Annotated in this window: 17 protein-coding genes and 1 pseudogene; 11 read left to right on the forward strand and 7 right to left on the reverse strand. The window is 73.7% G+C overall.

Features of this window, described 5'->3' with window-relative positions:
• Positions 1 to 50: 50 nt before the first annotated feature.
• Together ABT160_RS04115 and ABT160_RS04120 are read left to right on the forward strand one after the other, a co-directional pair.
• The gene (locus tag ABT160_RS04115) at positions 51 to 1,442 is read left to right on the forward strand and encodes an 8-oxoguanine deaminase (RefSeq protein WP_351643271.1); all 1,392 of its coding nucleotides are present in this window, start codon (positions 51 to 53) and stop codon (positions 1,440 to 1,442) included.
• Positions 1,443 to 1,768: 326 nt separating this feature from the next.
• Positions 1,769 to 3,223: a nucleobase:cation symporter-2 family protein gene (locus ABT160_RS04120; protein WP_502984155.1), complete on the forward strand. Its 1,455-nt coding sequence runs from the start codon at positions 1,769 to 1,771 to the stop codon at positions 3,221 to 3,223.
• A 170-nt stretch (positions 3,224 to 3,393) separates the two neighbouring features.
• On the opposite strand, the gene ABT160_RS04125 is transcribed toward ABT160_RS04120, so the two are convergent.
• Positions 3,394 to 4,266, reverse strand: a complete 873-nt coding sequence (locus tag ABT160_RS04125; protein ID WP_351643273.1) for a chitosanase — start codon at positions 4,264 to 4,266, stop codon at positions 3,394 to 3,396.
• A 274-nt stretch (positions 4,267 to 4,540) separates the two neighbouring features.
• Here ABT160_RS04125 and ABT160_RS04130 point away from each other — a divergent pair, with 274 nt between their 5' ends.
• The 5 genes from ABT160_RS04130 (at position 4,541) to ABT160_RS04150 (ending at position 10,706) form a co-directional block, all read left to right on the forward strand.
• Entirely contained in the window at positions 4,541 to 5,242 is a 702-nt protein-coding gene (locus tag ABT160_RS04130) for a TetR/AcrR family transcriptional regulator (protein WP_351643274.1), read from the forward strand.
• Positions 5,226 to 6,449, forward strand: coding sequence for a cytochrome P450 (locus tag ABT160_RS04135; protein ID WP_351643277.1), 1,224 nt, complete (start codon positions 5,226 to 5,228; stop codon positions 6,447 to 6,449). The genes ABT160_RS04130 and ABT160_RS04135 overlap by 17 nt, the downstream gene beginning before the upstream one ends.
• 237 nt (positions 6,450 to 6,686) lie before the next feature.
• Entirely contained in the window at positions 6,687 to 8,105 is a 1,419-nt protein-coding gene (locus ABT160_RS04140) for a M20/M25/M40 family metallo-hydrolase (protein ID WP_351643279.1), read from the forward strand.
• Between the two features lie 86 nt (positions 8,106 to 8,191).
• On the forward strand, positions 8,192 to 9,646 hold the full coding sequence (locus ABT160_RS04145) for a YfcC family protein (protein WP_351643673.1): 1,455 nt from the start codon (positions 8,192 to 8,194) through the stop codon (positions 9,644 to 9,646).
• A 91-nt stretch (positions 9,647 to 9,737) separates the two neighbouring features.
• Complete coding sequence (locus tag ABT160_RS04150) at positions 9,738 to 10,706, forward strand: fibronectin type III domain-containing protein (RefSeq protein WP_351643281.1); 969 nt, start codon at positions 9,738 to 9,740, stop codon at positions 10,704 to 10,706.
• Between the two features lie 75 nt (positions 10,707 to 10,781).
• On the opposite strand, the gene aceB is transcribed toward ABT160_RS04150, so the two are convergent.
• Positions 10,782 to 12,413 (reverse strand): malate synthase A, encoded by a 1,632-nt coding sequence (aceB, locus tag ABT160_RS04155; protein WP_351643283.1) that lies wholly within the window; start codon positions 12,411 to 12,413, stop codon positions 10,782 to 10,784.
• A gap of 237 nt (positions 12,414 to 12,650) precedes the next feature.
• Complete coding sequence (locus tag ABT160_RS04160) at positions 12,651 to 13,295, reverse strand: nucleotidyltransferase family protein (RefSeq protein ID WP_351643285.1); 645 nt, start codon at positions 13,293 to 13,295, stop codon at positions 12,651 to 12,653.
• A gap of 219 nt (positions 13,296 to 13,514) precedes the next feature.
• Between ABT160_RS04160 and ABT160_RS04165 the strand changes: the two are divergent.
• Positions 13,515 to 13,829, forward strand: a pseudogene (locus ABT160_RS04165) (DUF5955 family protein); the annotation flags it as partial.
• Positions 13,830 to 13,998: 169 nt separating this feature from the next.
• Here ABT160_RS04165 and ABT160_RS04170 read toward each other — a convergent pair.
• Positions 13,999 to 16,089, reverse strand: a complete 2,091-nt coding sequence (locus ABT160_RS04170; RefSeq protein ID WP_351643287.1) for an ATP-binding SpoIIE family protein phosphatase — start codon at positions 16,087 to 16,089, stop codon at positions 13,999 to 14,001.
• A gap of 122 nt (positions 16,090 to 16,211) precedes the next feature.
• On the opposite strand from ABT160_RS04170, the gene ABT160_RS04175 reads away from it, so the two are divergent.
• A complete protein-coding gene (locus ABT160_RS04175; protein WP_351643289.1) occupies positions 16,212 to 16,418 on the forward strand; it encodes a hypothetical protein in 207 nt (68 codons plus the stop codon).
• A 32-nt stretch (positions 16,419 to 16,450) separates the two neighbouring features.
• Here ABT160_RS04175 and ABT160_RS04180 read toward each other — a convergent pair whose 3' ends face one another.
• Both ABT160_RS04180 and ABT160_RS04185 read right to left on the reverse strand, forming a co-directional pair.
• Complete coding sequence (locus ABT160_RS04180; protein ID WP_351643291.1) at positions 16,451 to 17,077, reverse strand: response regulator; 627 nt, start codon at positions 17,075 to 17,077, stop codon at positions 16,451 to 16,453.
• Positions 17,074 to 18,339 carry a sensor histidine kinase gene (locus tag ABT160_RS04185; protein WP_351643294.1) on the reverse strand — a complete coding sequence of 422 codons (1,266 nt, stop codon included), beginning with the start codon at positions 18,337 to 18,339 and terminating at the stop codon, positions 17,074 to 17,076. Before ABT160_RS04185 ends, ABT160_RS04180 begins: the two co-directional genes overlap by 4 nt.
• 112 nt (positions 18,340 to 18,451) lie before the next feature.
• Here ABT160_RS04185 and ABT160_RS04190 point away from each other — a divergent pair, with 112 nt between their 5' ends.
• Positions 18,452 to 19,537 carry an ABC transporter permease gene (locus tag ABT160_RS04190; RefSeq protein WP_351643295.1) on the forward strand — a complete coding sequence of 362 codons (1,086 nt, stop codon included), beginning with the start codon at positions 18,452 to 18,454 and terminating at the stop codon, positions 19,535 to 19,537.
• A gap of 208 nt (positions 19,538 to 19,745) precedes the next feature.
• Positions 19,746 to 20,435, forward strand: a complete 690-nt coding sequence (locus tag ABT160_RS04195; RefSeq protein ID WP_351643297.1) for an ABC transporter ATP-binding protein — start codon at positions 19,746 to 19,748, stop codon at positions 20,433 to 20,435.
• A gap of 94 nt (positions 20,436 to 20,529) precedes the next feature.
• Here the strand turns inward: ABT160_RS04195 and ABT160_RS04200 are convergent, their stop codons facing one another.
• The gene (locus tag ABT160_RS04200; protein ID WP_351643298.1) at positions 20,530 to 21,336 is read right to left on the reverse strand and encodes an IclR family transcriptional regulator; all 807 of its coding nucleotides are present in this window, start codon (positions 21,334 to 21,336) and stop codon (positions 20,530 to 20,532) included.
• Positions 21,337 to 21,474: the final 138 nt, after the last annotated feature.

Raw genomic sequence — 21,474 nt, forward strand, 5'->3', positions numbered from 1 at the left:
GCCACGGCGGGAGGAGTCCACCGCCACTCACGAGAGCAGAAGGAAGCACCATGGCACCTTCGGCAGCCCCCCAGCGCATCGTCATCGAGAACGCGGCGATCGCCACCGTCGACGCCCAGGACACCGAGTACGCCTCCGGGTACCTGGTCATCGCGGACAACAGGATCGAGTCGCTCGGCGCCGGCCGGGCCCCCGAGGGCCTGGAGAACGTCGTACGCCGCATCGACGCCACCGGCCACCTGGTCACCCCGGGCCTGGTCAACACCCACCACCACTTCTACCAGTGGATCACCCGCGGCCTGGCCACCGACCACAACCTGTTCAACTGGCTGGTCGCGCTGTACCCGACGTGGGCCCGCATCGACGAGCGCATGGGCCGGGTCGCCGCGCAGGGCTCACTGGCCATGATGGCCCGCGGCGGCGTCACCACCGCCATGGACCACCACTACGTCTACCCCAAGGACGGCGGGGACCTGTCCGGGGCGATCATCGGCGCCGCCTCCGAGATGGGCGTGCGCTTCACGCTGGCCCGCGGTTCCATGGACCGCTCGCAGAAGGACGGCGGCCTGCCGCCGGACTTCGCCGTCGAGACCCTGGAGGGCGCGCTCGCGGCCACCGAGGAGACGGTGAAGAAGTACCACGACGCCTCCTTCGACGCGATGACCCAGGTCGCCGTCGCGCCCTGCTCGCCCTTCTCAGTCTCCACCGAACTCCTCAAGCAGGGCGCCGAGTTGGCCCGCCGCCTGGGCGTGCGCCTGCACACCCACGGCAGCGAGACGGTGGAGGAGGAGAAGTTCTGCCACGAGCTGTTCGGCATGGGCCCGACCGACTACTTCGAGTCCACCGGCTGGCTCGGCGAGGACGTGTGGATGGCGCACTGCGTCCACATGAACGACTCCGACATCGCCGCCTTCGCCCGCACCCGCACCGGCGTGGCGCACTGCCCGTCCTCCAACGCGCGCCTGGCGGCCGGCATCGCCCGGGTCCCCGACATGCTCAAGGCGGGCGTCCCGGTCGGCCTCGGCGTCGACGGCACCGCCTCCAACGAGTCCGGCGAGCTGCACACCGAGCTGCGCAACGCGCTGCTCATCAACCGCCTCAACACCCAGCACCGCGAAGCCGCCCTGAATGCCCGTCAGGCCCTGCGCCTGGGCACCTTCGGTGGCGCCGAGGTGCTCGGCCGGGCCACCCAGATCGGCTCCCTGGAGGCCGGCAAGCTCGCCGACCTCGTGCTGTGGAAGCTGGACACCCTGGCCCACGCCTCCATCGCCGACCCGGTCACCGCGCTGGTGTTCGGCGCGGCGGCCCCGGTGACCGCCTCCTTCGTCAACGGCAAGCAGATCGTCGAGCAGAACCGCCTGCTCACCGTGGACGAGGACGCCATCGCCCGCGACACCCGCGCGGAGGCCCAGCGCCTCGCCCGCATCGCCGCCCAGGGCTGAGGCCCGGGCGCGTCCAGTACTCCGGTCGGGGGGGACGGCCCCCGACCGGCGGCCGGGACCCGAGCGGGGTCCCGGAAGCCCTCCGGGGGTGGCATGTCACACGTGGCGTGTCACCCCCGGTCGGCACCACCCCCTCGCCGTACGCCCACCCCGGCGTACCACCCGTACGCGCACCCCGGCGTACGGACCCGTACGAGGACCCCGTACGCCCACCCCGCGTACCCGCTCCACCGCCGCACCCCCCACCTGCTGTCGCACCACCGCACCTCGCACCACCTCCATGACACCCACGTACCGCCGACGTGTAACCGACCGGAGGAACCGCCGTGGCGTCCAAGCCCAGGTTCAGCGAAGAAGCAGGCGCAACCCCCGACGACCGGACATCCCCGCAGAAGCATCCGGTCGACGAGACGCTCCCGCCCCTGAAGATGTTCACCAGCGGCCTGCAGCACGTGGCCGCGATGTACGCGGGCGTGGTGGCCCCGCCGCTCATCGTCGGCGCGGCCGTCGGCCTCTCCGCGAAGGAGCTCACCTTCCTCACCGGTGCCAGCCTGTTCACCGCGGGCCTGGCCACCTTCCTGCAGACGCTCGGCGTCTGGAAGATCGGCGCCCGGCTGCCGTTCGTCAACGGCGTCACCTTCGCCGGGGTCGCGCCGATGCTCGCCATCGTCGACACCACCAAGGACAAGGCCGACGCGCTGCCCCTGATCTTCGGGGCGATCATCGTGGCCGGCGTGCTCGGCTTCGTCGCCGCGCCGTTCTTCAGCAAGCTCGTCAGGTTCTTCCCGCCGGTGGTCACCGGCACCGTGATCACCCTGATCGGCATATCCCTGCTGCCGGTCGCCTTCGGCTGGGCCCAGGGCCCCAACCCCAAGGCGACGGACTACGGTTCGACCACCTACCTCACCCTCGCCGGGATCACCCTGGTGATCGTCCTGGCGCTGCGCCGCTTCACCCGCGGCTTCGTCAAGCAGATCGCCGTGCTCATCGGCCTGGTGGCCGGCACGCTGATCGCGATCCCGTTCGGCGTCACCGACTTCAGCCCGGTCGCCGAGTCCTCGGTCATCGGCTTCCCCACCCCGTTCCACTTCGGGGCGCCCCAGTTCGCCGCCGCCGCGATCATCTCCATGTGCGTGGTCATGATCGTCTCGATGACCGAGTCGACGGCCGACATGCTCGCCCTCGGCGAGATCGTGGAGCGCCCGGCCGACGAGAAGACCATCGCCGCCGGACTGCGCGCCGACACCCTCGGCTCGGCGCTGAGCCCGCTCTTCAACGGCTTCATGTGCAGCGCCTTCGCGCAGAACATCGGCCTGGTCGCGATGACCCGCATCCGCAGCCGCTTCGTGGTCGCCTGCGGCGGCGGCTTCCTGGTCCTGATGGGCCTGTGCCCGATGGCCGCCTCGCTGATCGCCGTGGTGCCGCGCCCGGTGCTGGGCGGCGCGGGCGTGGTGCTCTTCGGCTCGGTCGCCGCCAGCGGCATCCAGACGCTGGTCAAGGCCGGTCTGGAGAAGGACAACAACGTGCTGATCCTGGCGGTCTCGCTGGCCGTCGGCATCATCCCGATCAGCGCGCCGGAGTTCTACCACGCGTTCCCGGAGACCGCGAAGATCATCCTGGACTCGGGCATCTCCACCGGCTGCGTGGCCGCCGTGGTCCTCAACCTGCTCTTCAACCACCTGGGCCGCAACCGCCGCGACGCCGACGACGTCACCGCGCCGATGGAACCGGGAGGCGAGATCTCCCAGCAGCGCACGGGCCACACGGCCGCCGCGCACTGAGCACCCGTCAGGCACCGTCCCACCGACCGGACACGACGTGCGGGCCGCCCCAGGAAAGGGGGGCGGCCCGCACGTCGTGTCGCGTGTCGCGTGTCGCGTATCTCGTGTCCCGGGCCCGCCGACGGCCGGACGGCGGCCGTCCGCCGGTCGTCGGGCGGGCCCGTCGCCGGTCAGCCGATCCGGTAGCTGTCGCCGTAGACCTTCCAGCTCAGCGGCGTGTGCAGGTCCAGGTTCCCGGCCTTCAGGAACACCCGCTGGGCGGTGTCCACCCGGCTGGTGTCGCTGTGCGCCTCCTCCTGCTTCATCGCCCAGACGCGGGCGTCGAGGAAGGCGTTGAGGTACGTGACCTCGTTGCCGCCCTGGGCCGGCGGCTTGGCCTTGGCCAGGGCCCGCTTGCGTATGCTGCTGAAGCTCGTCGGGTCGGACCCGTCGCCGTGCATCACGATGGCGTCGTAGTACGCGAACTGGCCCAGCACGCCCAGGCCGTCGCTCTTGCCCCGGCTCACCGCCGGGTTGAAGTACACCCGGTCGCGCTCGTCGTCCTGTGCCTTCGTGAAGACGCTGTCCTGCGCGGCCGTCTTCCAGTCCTTGGTGAAGTTCGGGTCCAGGCCGGCGTGCGAGTCCGTGCCGTCGACCTTGCGCAGCGCGGGCAGGTACTTGGCCAGGACGTTGCCGGGCTTGCGCTGGGCGTAGAGCTCGACCAGGTCCAGCATGTCGCCGGTGCCGGAGCAGAAGCCGATGATCCCGGCCGTGTAGCCGCGGCCGTCGCCGATGTCCTCGATGTACTTGTACTGGGCGCGCCAGTCCAGCGAGGAGTTCTCCGCGCTGGAGACCAGCTTCATGGCGATCTCCTTCTTCGCCGGGTCGTCCAGGCCGACCGCCTGCGCGGCGGGCGCGGCGACGGCCGTGGCGGGCGTGGCCGCCGGGGCGCCGCCGGTGGTGACCGCGTGCGCGGAGACGGGGACGGCGACCAGGGTCAGGCCCAGCAGGACGCGCGGCACGAGGCCGAAGCGGCGCGAGGGGCGCCGGTGGGGGGTGTGCACCGTTACCTCCAAGGGGGAGAGGGGTGACGTGCTTCGTTAGGAAGCTTTCCTATCAGTTGGCGCGGACGTCGTACAGCCGTCCCGCGAAGGCCTGTTGGAAAAGGAGGGGCAAAGTCGCGCCACTCTTACGGGGTGAATCGGGCGTTTTCCGCGCGGAGTTGAACCCGCGCATCGCCTCCGTACGTGTATGCGCGACTACTTGACGATCCGTCAGACAAGCAGGACCCTGCGCTTATATCGGCCGCCCGATATAACCGACGCCCGGGAGCCGCCCGTGACGCCCCGCACCGCATCCCGTACCACCGCATCCCGCACCGCCGCGCCCCGTACGCCCCAGGCCCGGCGCAAGGAGCTCACCCGCGGCCGGCTGATCGACGCCGCCGCCGAACTCTTCGCCCGCAAGGGCTTCCACGCCGTCTCCGCCGAAGCCGTCGCCGAGGCCGCGGACCGCACCACCGGCGCGCTCTACAGTCACTTCGGCGGCAAGGAGGGCCTGCTCCTCGCGCTCCTGGAGGTCTGGAAGGAGCGCACCGCCGAGGAGCTGGCCGCCGAGATCGCCCACAGCCCCGACCCGGGCGACCACTTCGGCGCCATGTGGCGCAGCCTCACCCGCCCGCACCCCGTGCGCGGGGACTCCTGGCTGCTGCTGGAGGTGGAGCTGTGGCTGCACGCCGCGCGCGGGCCCGCCGTGGGCCCCCGCCTCGCCCGCCGGTACGAGGAGGTGCGCGCCCGGCTCGGCGAGGGCCTGGCCGACTGGGCCCGCGCCACCGGCACCACCCTGCCCCGGTCGCCCGAGAAGACCGGGGCGCTCGTCCTCGGCGTGCTCCTGGGCTGCGCGATGCAGCACCGGCTCGACCCCGACGCCGTCCCCGACGCCCTGGTGGTCGAGGCGCTGCGCGGACCGCTCGGCCTCACCGCCACCACCGCGACCGCGCCACCACCCCCCGAAGGAGGACCACATGACCGCCGCCGGTGAGATCGATCTCCTGGAGGACACCTGGGCCCGCGAGGTCCCGCACGCGCAGTTCGCCCGGCTGCGCCGCGACGACCCGGTCCACCTGCACCAGGTCCCGGGCGGGCAGCAGCCGTTCTACGCGGTGACCCGGCACGCCGACATCGTCTCCGTCAGCCGCGACCCCGAGCTGTGGTCGGTCGAGCTCGGCTCGTTCTTCGTGCGCGACCAGACGCCCGAGGCGCTCCAGAGCATCGCCCTCACCCTGATCGGCATGGACCCGCCCAAGCACACCCGCTACCGGCAGCTGGTCAGCACTGCCTTCTCCCCGCGCATGATCCGCAAGCTCGCCGCCGACGTCGGGCGGCGCGCCGAGCGCCTGGCCGGCACGGTCGCCGAGCGGGGCGGCGAGGTGGAGTTCGTCGCGGACGTCGCCGCCCGCCTCCCGCTGGAGATCATCTGCGAGATGATCGGGGTGCCGTCCGCCGACGAGGACCGGATCTTCGACTGGAGCAACCGGATGGTCGGCCACCAGGACCCCGACTTCCGCACCACCGAGGAGGACGGGCAGGTCGCGGCCGCCGAGATCTACGCCTACTGCGACCGGCTCGCCGCCGAGCGCGCCGAGGAGCCGCGCGACGACATCCTCAGCGCCCTGGTGCACGCCGAGGTGGACGGCGAGCGGCTCACCGCGCACGAGATCGACATGTTCTTCGTGACCCTGTGCGTGGCGGGCAACGAGACCACCCGCAACCTGCTCGCGGGCACCCTGCTCACCCTCGCGGAACGCCCCGACGTCCGCGCCGACCTGGTCGCCCACCTCGACGACGACGCGCTGTGGGCCACGGCCACCGAGGAGTTCCTGCGCTGGAACGGCTCCATCCACAACTTCCGGCGCACCGCGACCCGCGACACCGTCATCGGCGGGGTGCCGTTGCCCGCCGGGTCCAAGGCCGTGCTCTTCTACACCTCGGCCAACCGCGACGAGGCGGTCTTCGCCGACCCGGACGTCCTGGACGTGCGGCGCACCCCCAACGAGCACCTGACCTTCGGCGGCGGCGGACCGCACTACTGCCTGGGCGCTGGCCTGGCCCGCAGCCAGATCAAGTCCCTCACCCGCGCACTGCTGCGCCGCCACCCGCACGTGGAGCTGGCGGGGGAGCCGCGCCGGATGCGCTCGGACTTCATCAACGGGATCAAGTACCTGCCGCTGCGGTTCTCGGGGGTGTGACCGGTGAAGTGTCACGGGTGAGCGGTGCCATGTCACACGTGATGTGTGAGGAGTCGCGTATCACCGGTGACATGTCACCGGTGAGGGGTGCCCTCTCAGGTGTCACGCGTGACGCGTCACGGCCGCCGGTCCGGGGAGCGCCCGCTCAGTCCGGTCACCCGGTCCGGCGGCGACCGGCCGTGATGGCGCCGTCACGGCCGGGATGCGGGCCCCGCGCCCCTGTGGTCCCGTGGTCCCATGGATCTCGGATCAAAGGTCGACTCCCTGATGGACGGGCTGCGGGCCGACCTCGAGCGGCTCACCGCCATCCCGTCCATCGCGTTCCCCGGCTACCCCGCCGAGCACGTGCTCCAGGCCCACGACCTGGTCGTCGAGCTGCTGCGCGGCGCGGGCGTCGAGCACATCGAGCGCCTCGACCTGCCCGACACCGCCCCCGTGATCTACGCCGAGGTGCCGCCGCCGACCCCGGACGCGCCGACCGTGCTGCTGTACGGGCACTACGACGTGCAGCCGCCCGGCGACGAGTCGCTGTGGCTGTCGCCGCCCTTCGAGCCCACCGCCGTCGAGGGCGGCCTGCGCGCCCGGGGCGTGGCCGACGACAAGTCCAACGTGATCGTGCACCTGGGGGTGCTGCGGGCCTACGGGGGCCGGCCGCCGACCGGGCTGAAGATCGTCATCGAGGGCCAGGAGGAGTACGGCAGCGCCTTCGACGCCTACCCGCCCACCGACCCGGAGCGGTTCGCCTGCGACGCCATGGTCATCGCCGACATGGGCAACCTGCGCCCCGGCACCCCCACCCTGACCACCGGGCTGCGCGGCGCCGCCGAGGTGGTGGTGGAGGTGCGCACCCTTCAGGAGCCGCGCCACAGCGGGGAGTTCGGCGGCGCCGCCCCCGACGCGCTGCTCACCCTGATCGCCGCCCTGGCCACCCTGCACGACGAGCACGGCGACGTCGCGGTGGCCGGGCTGCGGCGCGAGGAGTGGCGGGGGACGACCTTCACCGAGGAGGAGTTCCGGGAGCTGGCCACCGTGGGCGAGGGCCTGCCGCTGCTCGGCACCGGCAGCCTCGGCGAGCGGCTGTGCAGCGGCCCCGCGATCACCGTGATCGGCCTGGACGCCCCGTCCGTGGAGCACGCGGCGTCCGCCGTGGTGCCCTGGGCCCGGGCCAAGCTGAACCTCCGCTTCCACCCGCGCCAGGACCCGCGGGAGGCCCGTGACGCGCTCGTCGCCCATCTGGAGCAGCTGCGCCCGTACGGGGTGGCGCTCACCGTGACGCCCGGCGACACCGGCCCCGGCTTCGAGGCGGAGACCGGCGGCCCGGCCCACCGCGCCGCGCTCGCCGCGCTGCGCGAGGGCTTCGGCGCCGAACCGGGCCACGTGGGCAGCGGCGGCTCGATCCCGCTGGTCAACGGCCTGGCCCAGGCGGCGCCCGGGGCCGAGGTGCTGCTCTTCGGCGCCCAGGACAGCATGTGCGGGCTGCACGCCCCCAACGAGCGGGTGCTCTTCTCCGAGCTGCGTGGCGCGGTGGTCGCCGAGGCCGCGTTCCTGCGCGAGTTCGCCCGTACGCACGGCACGGCGACCGGAGCCGACGCCGCCCACGCCCCGGGCGCGACCCACGCCACGGACGCCGCCCACGCCCCGGACGGTGCCTCGTGACGGCCCAGGACACCCGCGAGCCGGAGCCCCGTGACCCCCAGGAGCCGGCGGAGCAGCCCCGCTCCGGATTCCGCTTCCCGAGCGCGCTGACGATCCTGGCGATCGTCACCCTGGCGGTGTGGGTCCTGGCGTTCGTCATCCCGCCGGGCAGCTACGACCGCACCGATACCGGGGCGCCGGTGGAGGGCACGTACCACCGCGTCGACACCGGCCGGAGCTTCACGGACCGGCTGAACGACCTGTTCCTCTCGCCCGTCAACGGCCTGTACGGCGTGCAGGACCCGAAGACCGGCGAGGTCGGCCCCTCGCTGGCCGGTGAACTGTACGGCAGCGCGGGCGTGTTCCTCTTCGTGCTGGCCATCGGCGCCTTCATCACGGTGGTGTTCGCGACCGGCGCCCTGGACCGGGGCATCGGGCGGCTCGCGCACCGGCTGCGCGAGCGCGGCGCCCTGCTGATCGCGGGCATCATGGTGGTCTTCTCGGTGCTCGGCACGGTCGAGGGCTTCGCCGAGGAGACGCTGGGCTTCTACGGCCTGATCGTGCCGCTGATGCTGGCGCTCGGCTACGACCGGATGGTGGCCACCGGGGCGATCATCCTGGGCGCGGGCGTCGGCGTGATGTGCTCCACGGTCAACCCGTTCGCCACCGGAGTGGCCTCCTCGGCCGCCGGGATCTCGCTCGGCGACGGCATCGTGCTGCGGTTCGCCATGTGGCTGGTGCTGACCGCCGTCACCGTCGCGTACGTGGTGCGCTACGCGAGCCGGGTGCGGAAGGACCCGGCCCGCTCGCTGGTCGGCTTCCTGCCCGGCGACCGCGAGCAGGGCGCGGCCGAGGGCGGCGCGGTGCCGGAGCTGACCCGCACCCACAAGCTCGTCCTGGTGCTGCTCACCCTGGTCTTCGCCTTCATGATCTTCTCGGTGGTGCCCTGGTCCAGCGCGCTCACCGGGGACGCGGACGCCACCCCCTACGCCTGGGAACTGGACTGGTCCTTCCCGCAGTTGGCGGCCCTCTTCCTGCTCGCCGCGGTCCTGGTGGGCCTGGTCGCGCGGATGGGCGAGGCGAAGCTCAGCTCGACGGTCATCCAGGGCGCCGCGGACTTCATCTCCCCGGCCCTGGTCATCGTGCTGGCCCGCGGCGTCACCGTGATCATGAACAACTCGCAGATCACCGACACCGTGCTGCACGCCATCGAGGGAGCGGTACGGGGCGCGCCCTCGGCCCTGTTCGGGGTGCTGGTCTTCGTGGTCAACCTGCCGCTGGCGTTCCTCATCCCGTCCACCTCGGGCCACGCCACCCTGGCCATGCCGATCCTCGCCCCGCTGGCCGACTTCGCCGGCGTCTCGCGGGCCGTGGTGGTGACCGCCTGGGCGGCGGCCAGCGGCTGGATGAACCTGTGGGTGCCCACCACCGCCGTCACCATCGGCGGCGTGGCCCTGGCCAAGGTCGGCTACGACAAGTACCTGCGCTTCGTCGCGCCGCTGCTGGGCATCCTGTTCGTCCTCGTCTGCGGCTTCGTCGCCCTGGGGGCCGCCGTCACCTGAGGACGGCCCGACCCGTACCGCCCTCTTGTCCGGGGGCCGGGACCTGTGCCATACAGGTCTGGACCAATGCCCTCGGACGGGAGGCCTCCGCGTGCAACGCCCCCTCGCGACAGTCCTGTTGGCCCTGATCTCCCTGGCGGCCTCGGCGTGCGGCGGCGGGCGGGCCGAGGACACCTCGCCGCCCGGCGCGCCCACCGGGGTGACCGCGCAGTCCGGCAGCGCCACCACCGTGCACGTGATGTGGAGCGCGGCCCGCGACGACCGGGGCGTGAGCGGCTACGAGGTCTACCAGCGGGGCCGCGTGGTGAAGGAGGTGTCCGGCGGCACGCTGATGACCGACGTGGTGGGCCTGGCCCCGGGATCCCCGTACAGCTTCACCGTGCGCGCCCGCGACGCCGCCGGGAACCGCTCCGCGCCCAGCGCCGCCGTGCCCGTCACCACCCTGCGGGCCACCGCCCGGGACACCCGGCCGCCCACCGCGCCGGGCCGGCTCACCGGCCGGGCCGACACCGGGGGGCCCGGCGTCACGCTCAGCTGGACCCGCGCCGCCGACGACCGGGGCGTCACCTCGTACGACGTCTACCAGGCCGACTCCCGCGTGCACACCGTCCCGGGCACCGCGACCACCGCCCACCTGGCCGGGCTGCGCCCCGGCACCATCTACTCCTTCACCGTGCGCGCCCGCGACGCCGCCGACAACTCCTCGCCGGACAGCCCGGTCGCCGACCTGACCACGGCCGGCCGCGCGGGGGAGGGGCCGTCCACCGCGCCCACCGGCCTGCGGGCCGAGGCCGTCACCAAGGGCGGGGTGCGCTCCATCGAGCTGTCCTGGCTGCCGCCGGGGACCGGCGCCCCGATCAGGGAGCACCAGCTGTACCTGAACGGGAAGTTCGCCACCACCGTGGTGTGGGGCGCCGAGCCGCCGCCGGGCCGGGCCGCGTACTCCTTCACCGTCTCCGACCCGCCCGGCACCCGCTACTCGGTGAAGGTCCGGGCGAAGCTGCCCGACGGCACCTGGGGCGACTTCTCCGCCCAGCGCACGGTCGTGGTCAGCCGCTGAGCGTGCTCGCGCACAGCCGAGGACCCCCGGCACTGTCGGGTACCGGGGGTCCTGGACGCGGGAGTTGACGCTGTGTCAGCCGACCAGCTGCTCGTACGCGGGCAGCGTCAGGAAGTCCGCGTAGTCCGCGTCGAGCGAGACCTGGAGCAGCAGGTCGTGCGCCTGCTGCCAGTTGCCCGCGGCGAACGCCTCCTCGCCGATCTCCGCACGGATCGCGGCCAGTTCGGCGGCGGCGACCTCACGGGCCAGCTCCGGGGTGACCGGCAGCTCGGCGCCGTCGCGCTCGACGACGACCCCGGCGTTGATCCACTGCCAGATCTGCGAGCGGGAGATCTCGGCGGTGGCCGCGTCCTCCATCAGGTTGAAGATGGCGACGGCGCCCAGGCCGCGCAGCCACGCCTCGATGTAACGGACGCCGACCTGCACGGCGTTGACCAGGCCGTCGTAGGTGGGCCGGGCGTCGAGCGAGTCGATGGCGATCAGGTCGGCCGCCTTGACGTCGACGTCCTCGCGCAGCCGGTCCTTCTGGTTGGGCTTGTCGCCCAGCACCTTGTCGAAGGACTCCATGGCGATCGGGACCAGGTCGGGGTGGGCGACCCAGGAGCCGTCGAAGCCGTCGCCGGCCTCGCGGTCCTTGTCGGCGCGCACCTTCTCGAAGGCGACCTTGTTGACCTCGGCGTCGCGGCGCGAGGGGATGAAGGCCGCCATGCCGCCGATCGCGTGGGCGCCGCGCTTGTGGCAGGTGCGCACGAGCAGTTCGGTGTACGCGCGCATGAACGGCGCGGTCATCGTCACCGCGTTGCGGTCCGGCAGGACGAACTTCCGCCCGCCGTCACGGAAGTTCTTGACGATGGAGAACAGGTAGTCCCAGCGGCCCGCGTTGAGGCCGGCGGCGTGGTCGCGCAGCTCGTAGAGGATCTCCTCCATCTCGTACGCGGCGGTGATCGTCTCGATCAGGACGGTGGCGCGCACGGTGCCCTGCGGGATGCCGACGTACTCCTGGGCGAAGACGAAGATCTCGTTCCAGAGGCGCGCCTCCAGGTGCGACTCCGTCTTCGGCAGGTAGAAGTACGGGCCCTTGCCGAGCTCGATCAGGCGCTTGGCGTTGTGGAAGAAGTACAGGCCGAAGTCGACCAGGGCGCCGGGGACCGGGCGGCCGTCGAAGCGCAGGTGGCGCTCCTCCAGGTGCCAGCCGCGCGGGCGCATGACCACGGTCGCCAGCTGGTCGGCGTCCTTGAGCGCGTAGGACTTGCCCGACCGCGGGTCGGTGAAGTCGATGTTCCGCGCGTAGGCGTCGATCAGGTTCAGCTGCCCCAGGACCACGTTCTCCCAGGTGGGAGCGGAGGCGTCCTCGAAGTCCGCGAGCCAGACCCGGGCGCCCGAGTTCAGCGCGTTGATGGTCATCTTGCGGTCGGTGGGACCGGTGATCTCCACGCGGCGGTCGTTCAGCGCGGCCGGCGCCGGGGCGACCTTCCAGGAGTCGTCCGCGCGGATCGCGGCGGTCTCGGGGAGGAAGTCCAGGGTGGAGGTGCGGGCGATCTCGGCGCGGCGCTCGGCGCGGCGGGCGAGGAGCTCGTCACGCCGGGGCGTGAACAGCCGGTGCAGCTCGGCCACGAAGGCGAGGGCCGCGTCGGTGAGGACCTCGTCCTGCCGGGGCAGGGGCTCGGCGTCGACGATGGCCAGCGGAGACGGCGCTGGTGCGGACATGTGCTGTCACTCCTTCGCGGCGGAGCCCTGGCGGCCGCCGGGACGCCAGGGGTGGCACGGAGTGCCACGGCTCCGAGATACGGCTTCGGGCGCCTTCCGATCTGTAGGGCGCTTCTGAACAGTGGATAGTAGTTTCCTCATGGTGGAAGTTCAATGGTTTGTTGATGTCGAGATTCTCCGACTCGACAGAACATGGCGCACAGTGCCACGCCGCTCACGCCGGGCAGCCGTCCGGCCTCATACCGGGCCCCGCTCGAGCCTGGCCAGATCCGCCTCCGTGTCGATGTCGTACGGCTCCGCCACGTCGCCGCACTCCACCAGCTCGACGACGTCCGCGTGCCGCTTGAGGTAGTCCCGCGCCCCCCGGTCGCCCACCGCGCCGTCGGCGATCCCGGCCCAGTGGGAGGCCCCGAAGAGCACCGGGTGGCCCCGCTCGCCACCGTACGCCGCCGCGGCCAGTGACGCGGGGGAGCGGTACGCCGCGCGGACCCGGGCCACCGCGCGCCCGCCGATGCCGGGCTGGTCCACCAGCACCACCAGGGCCGCCCCGGCGCCCGTGCCGGCCAGCGAGGTCAGGCCCGCCCGCAGCGAGGAGCCCATGCCCTCGGCCCACCGCGGGTTCTCCGTCACCACGCACCCGGCCAGGTCGGCGCGCTCGCGCACCAGCGGTGCCGAGGCGCCCAGCACCACGTGCAGCGGGCCGCAGCCGCCGGTGCGCAGGGTGTCCAGGGCGTGCTCCACCAGGAGCCGCCCGTGGTGTTCGAGCAGCGCCTTGGGCCGCCCGCCCAGGCGCCGTCCGCCGCCCGCCGCGAGCACCAGGCCCGCCACCCGGCCGCCCGGAGCCGTCTCGTCCGCTTCCGCTCTGTCCGTCGTACTCGTCATGCTCCCTGCATACCGCACAACGGCCCGGCCAAGGGTCGGCCACGGTCCGGTCACGGCCCGCCCGCGCCCCGGAAAAGATCGTTGAACGTTTAGCGTTTTTTCCGTCGCGCCGGTGGCGAAATCGACGCGCCATGGCGTTAACTTGCCCACACCCCAAGGCACTTGACCACTGTCCTGGGGCAGCGAGATGGAGCACGAAGGTGTGCGACGGGGAGGTCAATGGTGCTGATTGTTCCCAATGCGGGGCGCAGGTGCGTGACGGAGGGCGGCGAGGACCCCAGGGTGGGGGGTCTGCGCGCCGCGGTGGCCCGGTTGCGACGCGAACTGGCGGGTCACCCCGCCGAGTTCGCCGACCGCGCGGTGGCCGAGGACGAACTGGCGTCGCTCGACGCGATGGCGCTCGGCGGCGTCCCGGACGTCCGCCGCCTGCGCCGCTCGCTGTTACTGGTCGCGGGGTCGACCGGGTCGGTGAGCGCACTGCGCGGCGCCCTGGAGGAAGTGCGCAAGGCGGTGGACCTCTTCGGAGCGCCACCGGAACCCTTCGAACCCCCGCGCTTCAGGGCCAGGCCCCCCGGCCGGGCCGCGGGGGAACCGTACGAACCACCGGACACCTACGACGTCCCCCGGCTGCGCGCCCCGGCGCCGGACGGCGGGAAGGCCGGATCCACCAAGACGTGAGGGCGGCGGGCGCCGCGCCCCCCGGTCACCGGGACCGCGGCGCCCGCTCGGCGCCCGTCGGCAGCCGCACCTCGAACCAGACGACCTTCCCGGTGGACAGCCGGGTCGCGCCCCAGCGCTGGGACAGCCGGTTCACCAGGAACATGCCCCGGTTCCCCTCGTCCAGCGGCATCGCCCGCTTCAGGCGGGGCAGCCCGGGCCAGTCGTCACCCACCTCGCAGCGCAGCACGTCGGTCCGCATCAGCCGCAGCGTGACCGGGCGCTCCGCGTAGCGCACCGCGTTGGTGACGACCTCGCTGACCAGCAGGGCGAACGTGTCCGTCAGCTCGTCCAGGCCCCACCGCTCCAGCGCCCGCCGCACCAGCCGCCGGGCCCGGCCCGCGGCCGTGGCCTCCGACTCCAGGGACCAGTAGGCCACGTCGGTGGCGGCGATGCCGCTGAAACGGGCCGCCAGCAGGGCGATGTCGTCGTCCAGGCGCCCGGACCCCAGCTCCTGCAGGGTCGCGTCGCACAGCCCGTCGGGCCCCTCGTCGGCCGTCGAGCCGACCACCCGGCACAGGTCCTCGATGCCCGCCCACACGTCCAGCGTCCGGGACTCCACCAGCCCGTCCGTGTACAGCACCAGCGTGCTCCCCGGTGGAGCGTCGAACTCGACCTGTTCGAAGGCCGCGCCGCCCACTCCGATCGGCGCCCCCGGCGGCACCGCGAGCACCTCGGTGCGGCCGTCGGGGTGCTGGAGCAGGGGCGGCGGGTGCCCCGCGCCGGCGAGCGTGATCCGGTGCGACACCGGGTCGTACACCGCGTACACGCAGGTCGCCATCCGCTCCGGGCCCAGCCGCTGGGCCTGCTCGTCCAGGTGGAACAGGACGTCGTGGGGCGGCAGGTCGAGCCCCGCGAGGGTCTGGGCGGTGGTGCGCAGCTGGCCCATGACCGCGGAGGCCGCCAGCGAGGGGCCCATCACGTCCCCCACCATGAGCGCCACCCGGCTGCCCGGCAGCGGGATCACGTCGAACCAGTCGCCACCGAGGCGGGCCGCCTCCGTCGCCGCCCGGTAGCGCGCGGCCATCTCCACCCCCGGCGAACGGGGGAGCGACGCGGGCAGCATCGACCGCTGGAGCGCGTCCGCCTCGAGCCAGCCCGGATCGGCCCCGTCCGGGTACGCCGCGGTCGCCTCGTCGGGCCAGGAGTACGAGGGGTCCCGCAGGCCCATCTCGTGCGCGGCCCTGCGCACCGCCGCCCCCTCCTCGTCGAGCACCCCGCGCAACTGCCCCAGCGCGTCGTCGAGTTCATCGAGCTCGGGGTCCTCGTCCGGCCCCCCCGGCGCGACGGCGAGCTGCGACCGGGGAACCCCCTCCCGGGCTCCGGCGAGCTCCCGCTCCAGCTCCGCCACCCGGCGGGCCGCCCGGTCCGCCACCCGGCGGGCGAGGTCCCGTTCCTCCTCGGCCCGCGCCAGTTCGCCCCGCAGCGCGGACTCCTGCGCGCGGACGCGCTCCAGTGCGACGCCCAGCCGCTGCTGGAAGTCCTCCTGCGCGGGCAGCACGGTCAGGGCGTCGATCCGCCGGTTCAGCTCGGCGATCTTCGCCTGGGCCTGGGCCAGCGCCATCAGCAGCAGCGCGGCGGCCTTCACCGCCTGCTGCCGGCCGCGCTCACTGGTGTCGTACGCCTGTCGGGCCCGGGCCATCTCCTCGTACGCGGCGATCGTCCGCTCCTGCGCGGCCAGCAGGTCCCGGGTCCCTCCGGGTGGTGCCACGGGCGGTCCCGGCGCCGGGGTCGGGCTGGTGCGGCCCCGCTCCCACAGGGCCCGGGCCGGGGCGAGCCGGGCCGCCGTGACGTCCGCCCGGGAACCGGGGAAGCACACGTCCTCGACCGCCTCGACCAGGTCCCAGGTCAGCCCGTCGCCCGCCAACTGGTCCCTCAGGGGTCGCAGTTCGGGCACCGTCGCATCCCTGAAGTGGTCCGGCACCAGCCCCCGGCGCAGGCTCTGCACCGAGACCGCGGCCTCGTCCAGCCACGAACGGACCAGTTCCACCAGCTTGTTGACCTCGACGCAGTCGCCCCGCGCCGGGCCCCACGGGCGGCCGGGGCGCTTGTTCCTGTCTCCCGCTGAGCTCGTCACGGGCCGAGCCTGCCACCGGCGCGGACGCCCGCGCGGGTTGTCCCGTGACAACCGAGGGTTTTCACGGGGACAACACGGCCGCACTCGCACGCGTGCCGCCCTCCCGGGCACCGTGGGGCGCCATGAACCCCCACCGCACCCTGCTGCTGACCGCCCTGCTCGCGCTGGCCCTGCTGTGCTCCGCCGTCGGCGCGGCCGCCGCCGGGCTGCTCGCTCGCTGGGACGGCGCGACGCTGCCCGCCGCGCTGGCCCGGGCGGGCGTGGCGTTCGGCGGCTCCCTCACCGTCTGCTGCGCACTGATCGCCCTGCTGCTCGGCGGGCTGAGCTGAAGGGCCCGCCGCCCCGTGCCGGGTGGGGCCGCTCAGCGCCTGATCAGGCGACGGGCCGTCGCCGCCGCGACCGCCGCCGTGCGCGAGTCCACGCCCAGCTTGGCGAACACGTGCACCAGGTGCGACTTCACCGTCGCCTGGCTCAGGAACAGCCGCTTGCTGATCTGCTGGTTCGACAGGCCCTCGCCCACCAGCTGCAGCACCTCCAGCTCCCGCTTGGTCAGCGCCTGGGCCGGGGTGCGCATCCGGTCCATCAGGCGGTGCGCCACCGTCGGGGCCAGCGCCGACTGGCCCGCCGCCGCCGTGCGCACCGCCGCCGCGAGCTCCTCGGGCGGCGCGTCCTTGAGCAGGTAGCCCAGGGCGCCCGCCTCCACCGCCGCCAGGATGTCCGCGTCCGTGTCGTAGGTGGTCAGCACCAGCACCCGCGGGCCGCCCCCGGCGCCGGTGATCGCCGCGGTCGCCTCCGCGCCGTGCATCCCCGCGCCGAACTGAAGGTCCATCAGCACCACGTCCACGCCCCCGGCCGCGGCCAGCTCCACCGCGCGCTCGGCGGTCGCGGCCTCGGCGACCACCGCGAAGTCCGGCTCGGTGTCCAGGACGGCCCGCAGACCGGCCCGCACCACCGGGTGGTCGTCGGCGAGCAGCAGGCGGATCGTCATCGCGTCCCTCCCAGGTCGGCCCCGTACGGTTCTTGGGCCGCTCCCGCCGGCGGGGCTCCGGGCGGGTCCCCGGCGGGCAGCGGCAGCGTGACGGCGACCGCGGTGCCCTGGCCGGGCGCGGACTCCACGGTGAACGTCCCGCCCAGCGACTGGGCGCGCAGCCGCATCGCGGGCAGCCCGAAGCCGCCCTCCGAGGTCGGCGCCGCCACCGCGTCCGGGTCGAAGCCGCGGCCGTCGTCCACCACGTCCAGCGCCACCGCGGAGTCCATGAAGCTCAGCGTGACCTCGGCGCGCGAGGCGTCCGCGTGCCGCACCGCGTTCGCCACGGCCGACTGCGCGATCCTCAGCAGCGCCACCTCGTACGGCGTCGGCAGCTCCACCGGCTCGCCGCTCGCCGAGAAGCGCACCCGCGGCCCCGGCCCCGGCTCGCACAGCCGCTCCAGGGCGCCCGCCAGCGAACCGCGCTCCAGGTCCGGCGGCGAGAGCGCCCGTACGAAGCGGCGCGCCTCGGCCAGGTTGTCCTGGGCGGCCACCCGCGCCCGGTCGATGTGCTCGGCGGCCGGCGAGCCCTCGGGCAGCGCCCGCTCGGCGGCGCGCAGCAGCAGCTGGATCGACGACAGGCCCTGGGCCAGCGTGTCGTGGATCTCCCGGGCCAGCCGCTCGCGCTCGGCCAGGGTGCCCGCGTGCCGCTCGGCCGCGGCCAGCTCCGCCCGGGTCGACATCAGCTCCCGCACCAGCCGACGGTGGCGCTCGCTCTCCCGGTACAGCGCCTGGTAGCCCAGCACCGTCGCCACGGCCACCGCCGCCCCGAGCAGCGGCCCGATGAACGCCCCCGGGTTGGGCCCGCCGCTGTGGCCCACGTACGACGCTATGGCGGCGGCGGCCGTGGCGCCGACGGCGGGCAGCGACCAGCGCACCGGCAGCAGGTGCAGCTGGAGGAAGTACAGCGGGAACGCGGCCCACAGCCCGTCCGGGGTCAGCCAGAGCAGCACCGCCCAGACCGCCCACAGCGCCGCCAGCCAGAGCGCGGCGGCCCGTGGGGACGAGCGCACCCGGGGCAGCAGAGAGCCGGCGGCGTAGACGGCGCCCATGGCGACGGCGGCGGCGCACACCGCGACGGTGTGCGCGGTCGTGGCGTGCGTGACGTGTGACGTGTCACCGGTGACCGCCCGCACGACGGCCAGCGCGAGCAGTCCCGCCATCAGCAGGTGCAGGCACAGGCGCAGGACGCGCAGGGCGGGGGTGAGGGAGCGGGGATCCATGACCCGTCCAGCGTAGGCGGGAGGGGCGGGTGGCCACTCAACCGAAAGTTTGATTGCGGGGCCATCCGTGGCGCGATGCGCCCGGGCACCCGGTGCCAGCAGGCTTGGCCCCATGTTCGTGGCATGGAGAGACCTGAGATTCGCCAAGGGGCGGTTCGCGCTGATGGGCACGGTGATCGTACTGATCACGCTGCTCGTCGGGCTGCTGTCCGGGCTCACGGCCGGACTCGCCCGGGAGAACGTCTCGGCGATCACCGGCCTGCCCGCCGACCACCTGGCCTTCGCGGCGCCGCCCGCGGGCCAGTCGGTCTCCTTCACCAGCTCGACGGTGGACGAGGACGCCTGGCGGGACTGGGCGGAACGGCCCGGCGTGGAGCGCGCCGACCCCATCGGCATCCGCACCGGCAACGCCACCGCGGGCGACCGCACCGCCGCCGTCTCCGCCTTCGGCACCGAGCCCTCCTCGGGCATCGCCCCCGAGAGCGCGAAGCTCGGCCCCGGGCGGGCGGTCCTCTCCGCCTCGGCCGCCGCGGACCTGGGCCTCGCCACCGGCGACCGGCTGCGCGTCGGCACCCAGGAGCTGGAGGTCGCCGCCGTCTCCGGGGACGCCTCCTACAGCCACACCCCGGTGGTGTGGACCTCGCTGGACGACTGGCAGAAGATCGGCCACACCGGCACCACGCCCCGGGAGCAGGCCACCGTCATCGCGCTGACCACCACCGCCGGGGCCGACCTCGCGGCGGGCGGCGAGGCCACCGGGACCGAGGCGCGCACCCTCGCGGACTCGCTCACCGCCATAGGGTCCTACCAGGCCGAGAACGGCTCGCTGCAGCTGATGCGCGGCTTCCTCTTCGTCATCTCCGCGCTGGTGATAGGGGCCTTCTTCACGGTGTGGACCATCCAGCGCAGCGCCGACGTGGCCGTGCTCAAGGCGCTCGGCGCCTCCACCCCGTACCTGCTCAAGGACGCGCTCGGGCAGGCCGTGCTGATGCTCGCCGCCGGGACGCTGCTCGGCACCGCCCTCGCGGTCGGCGCGGGCGCCCTGATCAGCGGCGGCGACGTGCCGTTCGTGCTCCAGCCGCTGACCGTGCTCGGCCCGGCCGCCGTGATGATCGGCCTGGGTGTGCTCGGCGCGGCCCTGTCCATCCGGCGCATCACGGCCGTCGACCCGCTCACCGCGCTGGGCAGCGCACGGTGAGCCGATACGCGTCTCACCGCACGGTGACCCGGTACGCGTCACACCGCACGGTGACCCGGTACGCGTCACACCGCACGGTGACCCGGCACGCGTCACATCACACGGTGACCCCGCACGCGTCACACCGCACCGGTGACATGTCACACCTCACCGGACGCCGATCACACCGCTCACCCCGCCCACCACGACGCACTCACGGAGGTGCACGGTGACGCTTCACCTGGAACACGTGACCCTCACCTACCCCGACGGCGACAGCCGGCTGACCGCCCTGGACGACGTCTGCCTGCACGTCCCCGCCGGCGCCCTCACCGCCGTCGTCGGCCCGTCCGGCTCCGGCAAGTCCAGCCTCCTCGCGGTCGCCGCCACGCTGGTCACCCCGGACGCCGGCACGGTCCTGGTGGACGGCGTCGACACCGGGGAGCTGGACCGCGCGGGCAAGGCGGCGCTGCGCCGCGAACGGGTCGGCATCGTCTTCCAGCAGCCCAACCTGCTCCCGTCGCTGACCGCGGCCGAGCAGCTCCAGGTGATGGCCCACCTGTCGGGCCGGGCGCCGCGCGCGGCACGGGAGCGGGCGCTGGAGCTGCTCGACGCGGTGGGCCTCGCCGACCAGGCCGGGCGCCGCCCGCACCAGCTCTCCGGCGGCCAGCGCCAGCGCGTGAACATCGCGCGGGCCCTGATGAACGACCCGGCCGTGCTGCTGGTCGACGAGCCGACCAGCGCCCTCGACCACGAGCGGGGCGCGGCGGTGCTCGACCTGCTGGCGACACTGACCCGGGAGCGGGGCACGGCCTCGGTCCTGGTCACCCACGACCGCACCCACCTGGAGCGGATGGACCGGACGGTGACCGTGCGGGACGGGAGGCTGTCCGGCGAGGAAGCGGTGGCGCGCGCCTGATCTCCGCCCGCAGCCGCGCGGTACGCGAAGGGGCCCCCGGCAGTCGACTGCCGGGGGCCCCTTCGCGTACGTACTCCTCCGTACCGCTACGCCATCAGCCCTGGGCGGCCGTGGAGTTGATCAGTGCGGCGGAGAGTTCGAGGGCGACCTCCTGGAGCACCGGGACGATGCTGTCGGTGGCCGCCTCGGTCACCCGGCCCGCCGGTCCGGAGATCGAGATCGCCGCGGCGGTGGGGGAGTTGGGGACGGACACCGCCAGGCAGCGCACCCCGATCTCCTGCTCGTTGTCGTCCACCGCGTAGCCCGCCCGGCGCACCTGCTCCAGGGCGTCGAGGAAGCCGTCCGGCGTGGTGATCGTCTTCTCCGTGGCGGCCGGCATCCCGGTGCGCGCGAGCAGCGCCCTGACCTCCTCGGGGGGCGTGTGCGCGAGCAGCGCCTTGCCCACGCCGGTGGAGTGCGGCAGCACCCGGCGGCCGACCTCGGTGAACATCCGCATCGAGTGCTTGGAGGGCACCTGGGCGACGTAGACGATCTCGTCGCCGTCGAGCAGCGCCATGTTCGCGGTCTCGCCGGTCTCCTCGACCAGGCGGGCCAGGTAGGGGCGCGCCCAGGTGCCGAGCAGCCGGGAGGCGGACTCGCCCAGGCGGATCAGCCGGGGGCCCAGCGCGTACCGGCGGTTGGGCTGCTGGCGCACGTAACCGCACGCGACGAGGGTGCGCATCAGCCGGTGGATGGTGGGCAGCGGGAGCCCGCTGCTGGCGGAGAGTTCGCTCAGCCCGACCTCGCCCCCGGCGTCGGCCATGCGCTCCAGGAGGTCGAAGGCACGCTCAAGGGACTGGACGCCACCGCTGGAGGCTGCGGGCTTGGCGGCGTCGGTGGTGCTGGCGCTGGACGTCGGCACGTCAACGGTCCTTTCGAGGCAGGCGGGCAAGGCAGCAGCCTACCGGGCCGTTCTTCCCGGCACACCGCTGACTTCACCCGCTGTTCGCCGCTCAGGGGCTGGTCAGGACGGGGTCGGGGACGGGTTTGTCCCCGTGTC

Origin of the sequence: Streptomyces sp. NPDC001941 (genome assembly GCF_040296945.1) — a bacterium.
GTDB lineage: Bacteria > Actinomycetota > Actinomycetes > Streptomycetales > Streptomycetaceae > Streptomyces.

Excerpts from the sequence above, each read along its gene's own strand:
- ABT160_RS04115 (WP_351643271.1), top strand. The coding sequence starts at position 51 with ATGGCACCTTCGGCAGCCCCCCAGCGCATCGTCATCGAGAACGCGGCG.
- ABT160_RS04135 (WP_351643277.1), top strand. The coding sequence starts at position 5,226 with ATGACCGCCGCCGGTGAGATCGATCTCCTGGAGGACACCTGGGCCCGC.
- ABT160_RS04140 (WP_351643279.1), top strand. The coding sequence starts at position 6,687 with ATGGATCTCGGATCAAAGGTCGACTCCCTGATGGACGGGCTGCGGGCC.
- aceB (WP_351643283.1), bottom strand. The coding sequence starts at position 12,413 with ATGTCCGCACCAGCGCCGTCTCCGCTGGCCATCGTCGACGCCGAGCCC.
- ABT160_RS04160 (WP_351643285.1), bottom strand. The coding sequence starts at position 13,295 with ATGACGAGTACGACGGACAGAGCGGAAGCGGACGAGACGGCTCCGGGC.
- ABT160_RS04175 (WP_351643289.1), top strand. The coding sequence starts at position 16,212 with ATGAACCCCCACCGCACCCTGCTGCTGACCGCCCTGCTCGCGCTGGCC.
- ABT160_RS04180 (WP_351643291.1), bottom strand. The coding sequence starts at position 17,077 with ATGACGATCCGCCTGCTGCTCGCCGACGACCACCCGGTGGTGCGGGCC.
- ABT160_RS04185 (WP_351643294.1), bottom strand. The coding sequence starts at position 18,339 with ATGGATCCCCGCTCCCTCACCCCCGCCCTGCGCGTCCTGCGCCTGTGC.
- ABT160_RS04190 (WP_351643295.1), top strand. The coding sequence starts at position 18,452 with ATGTTCGTGGCATGGAGAGACCTGAGATTCGCCAAGGGGCGGTTCGCG.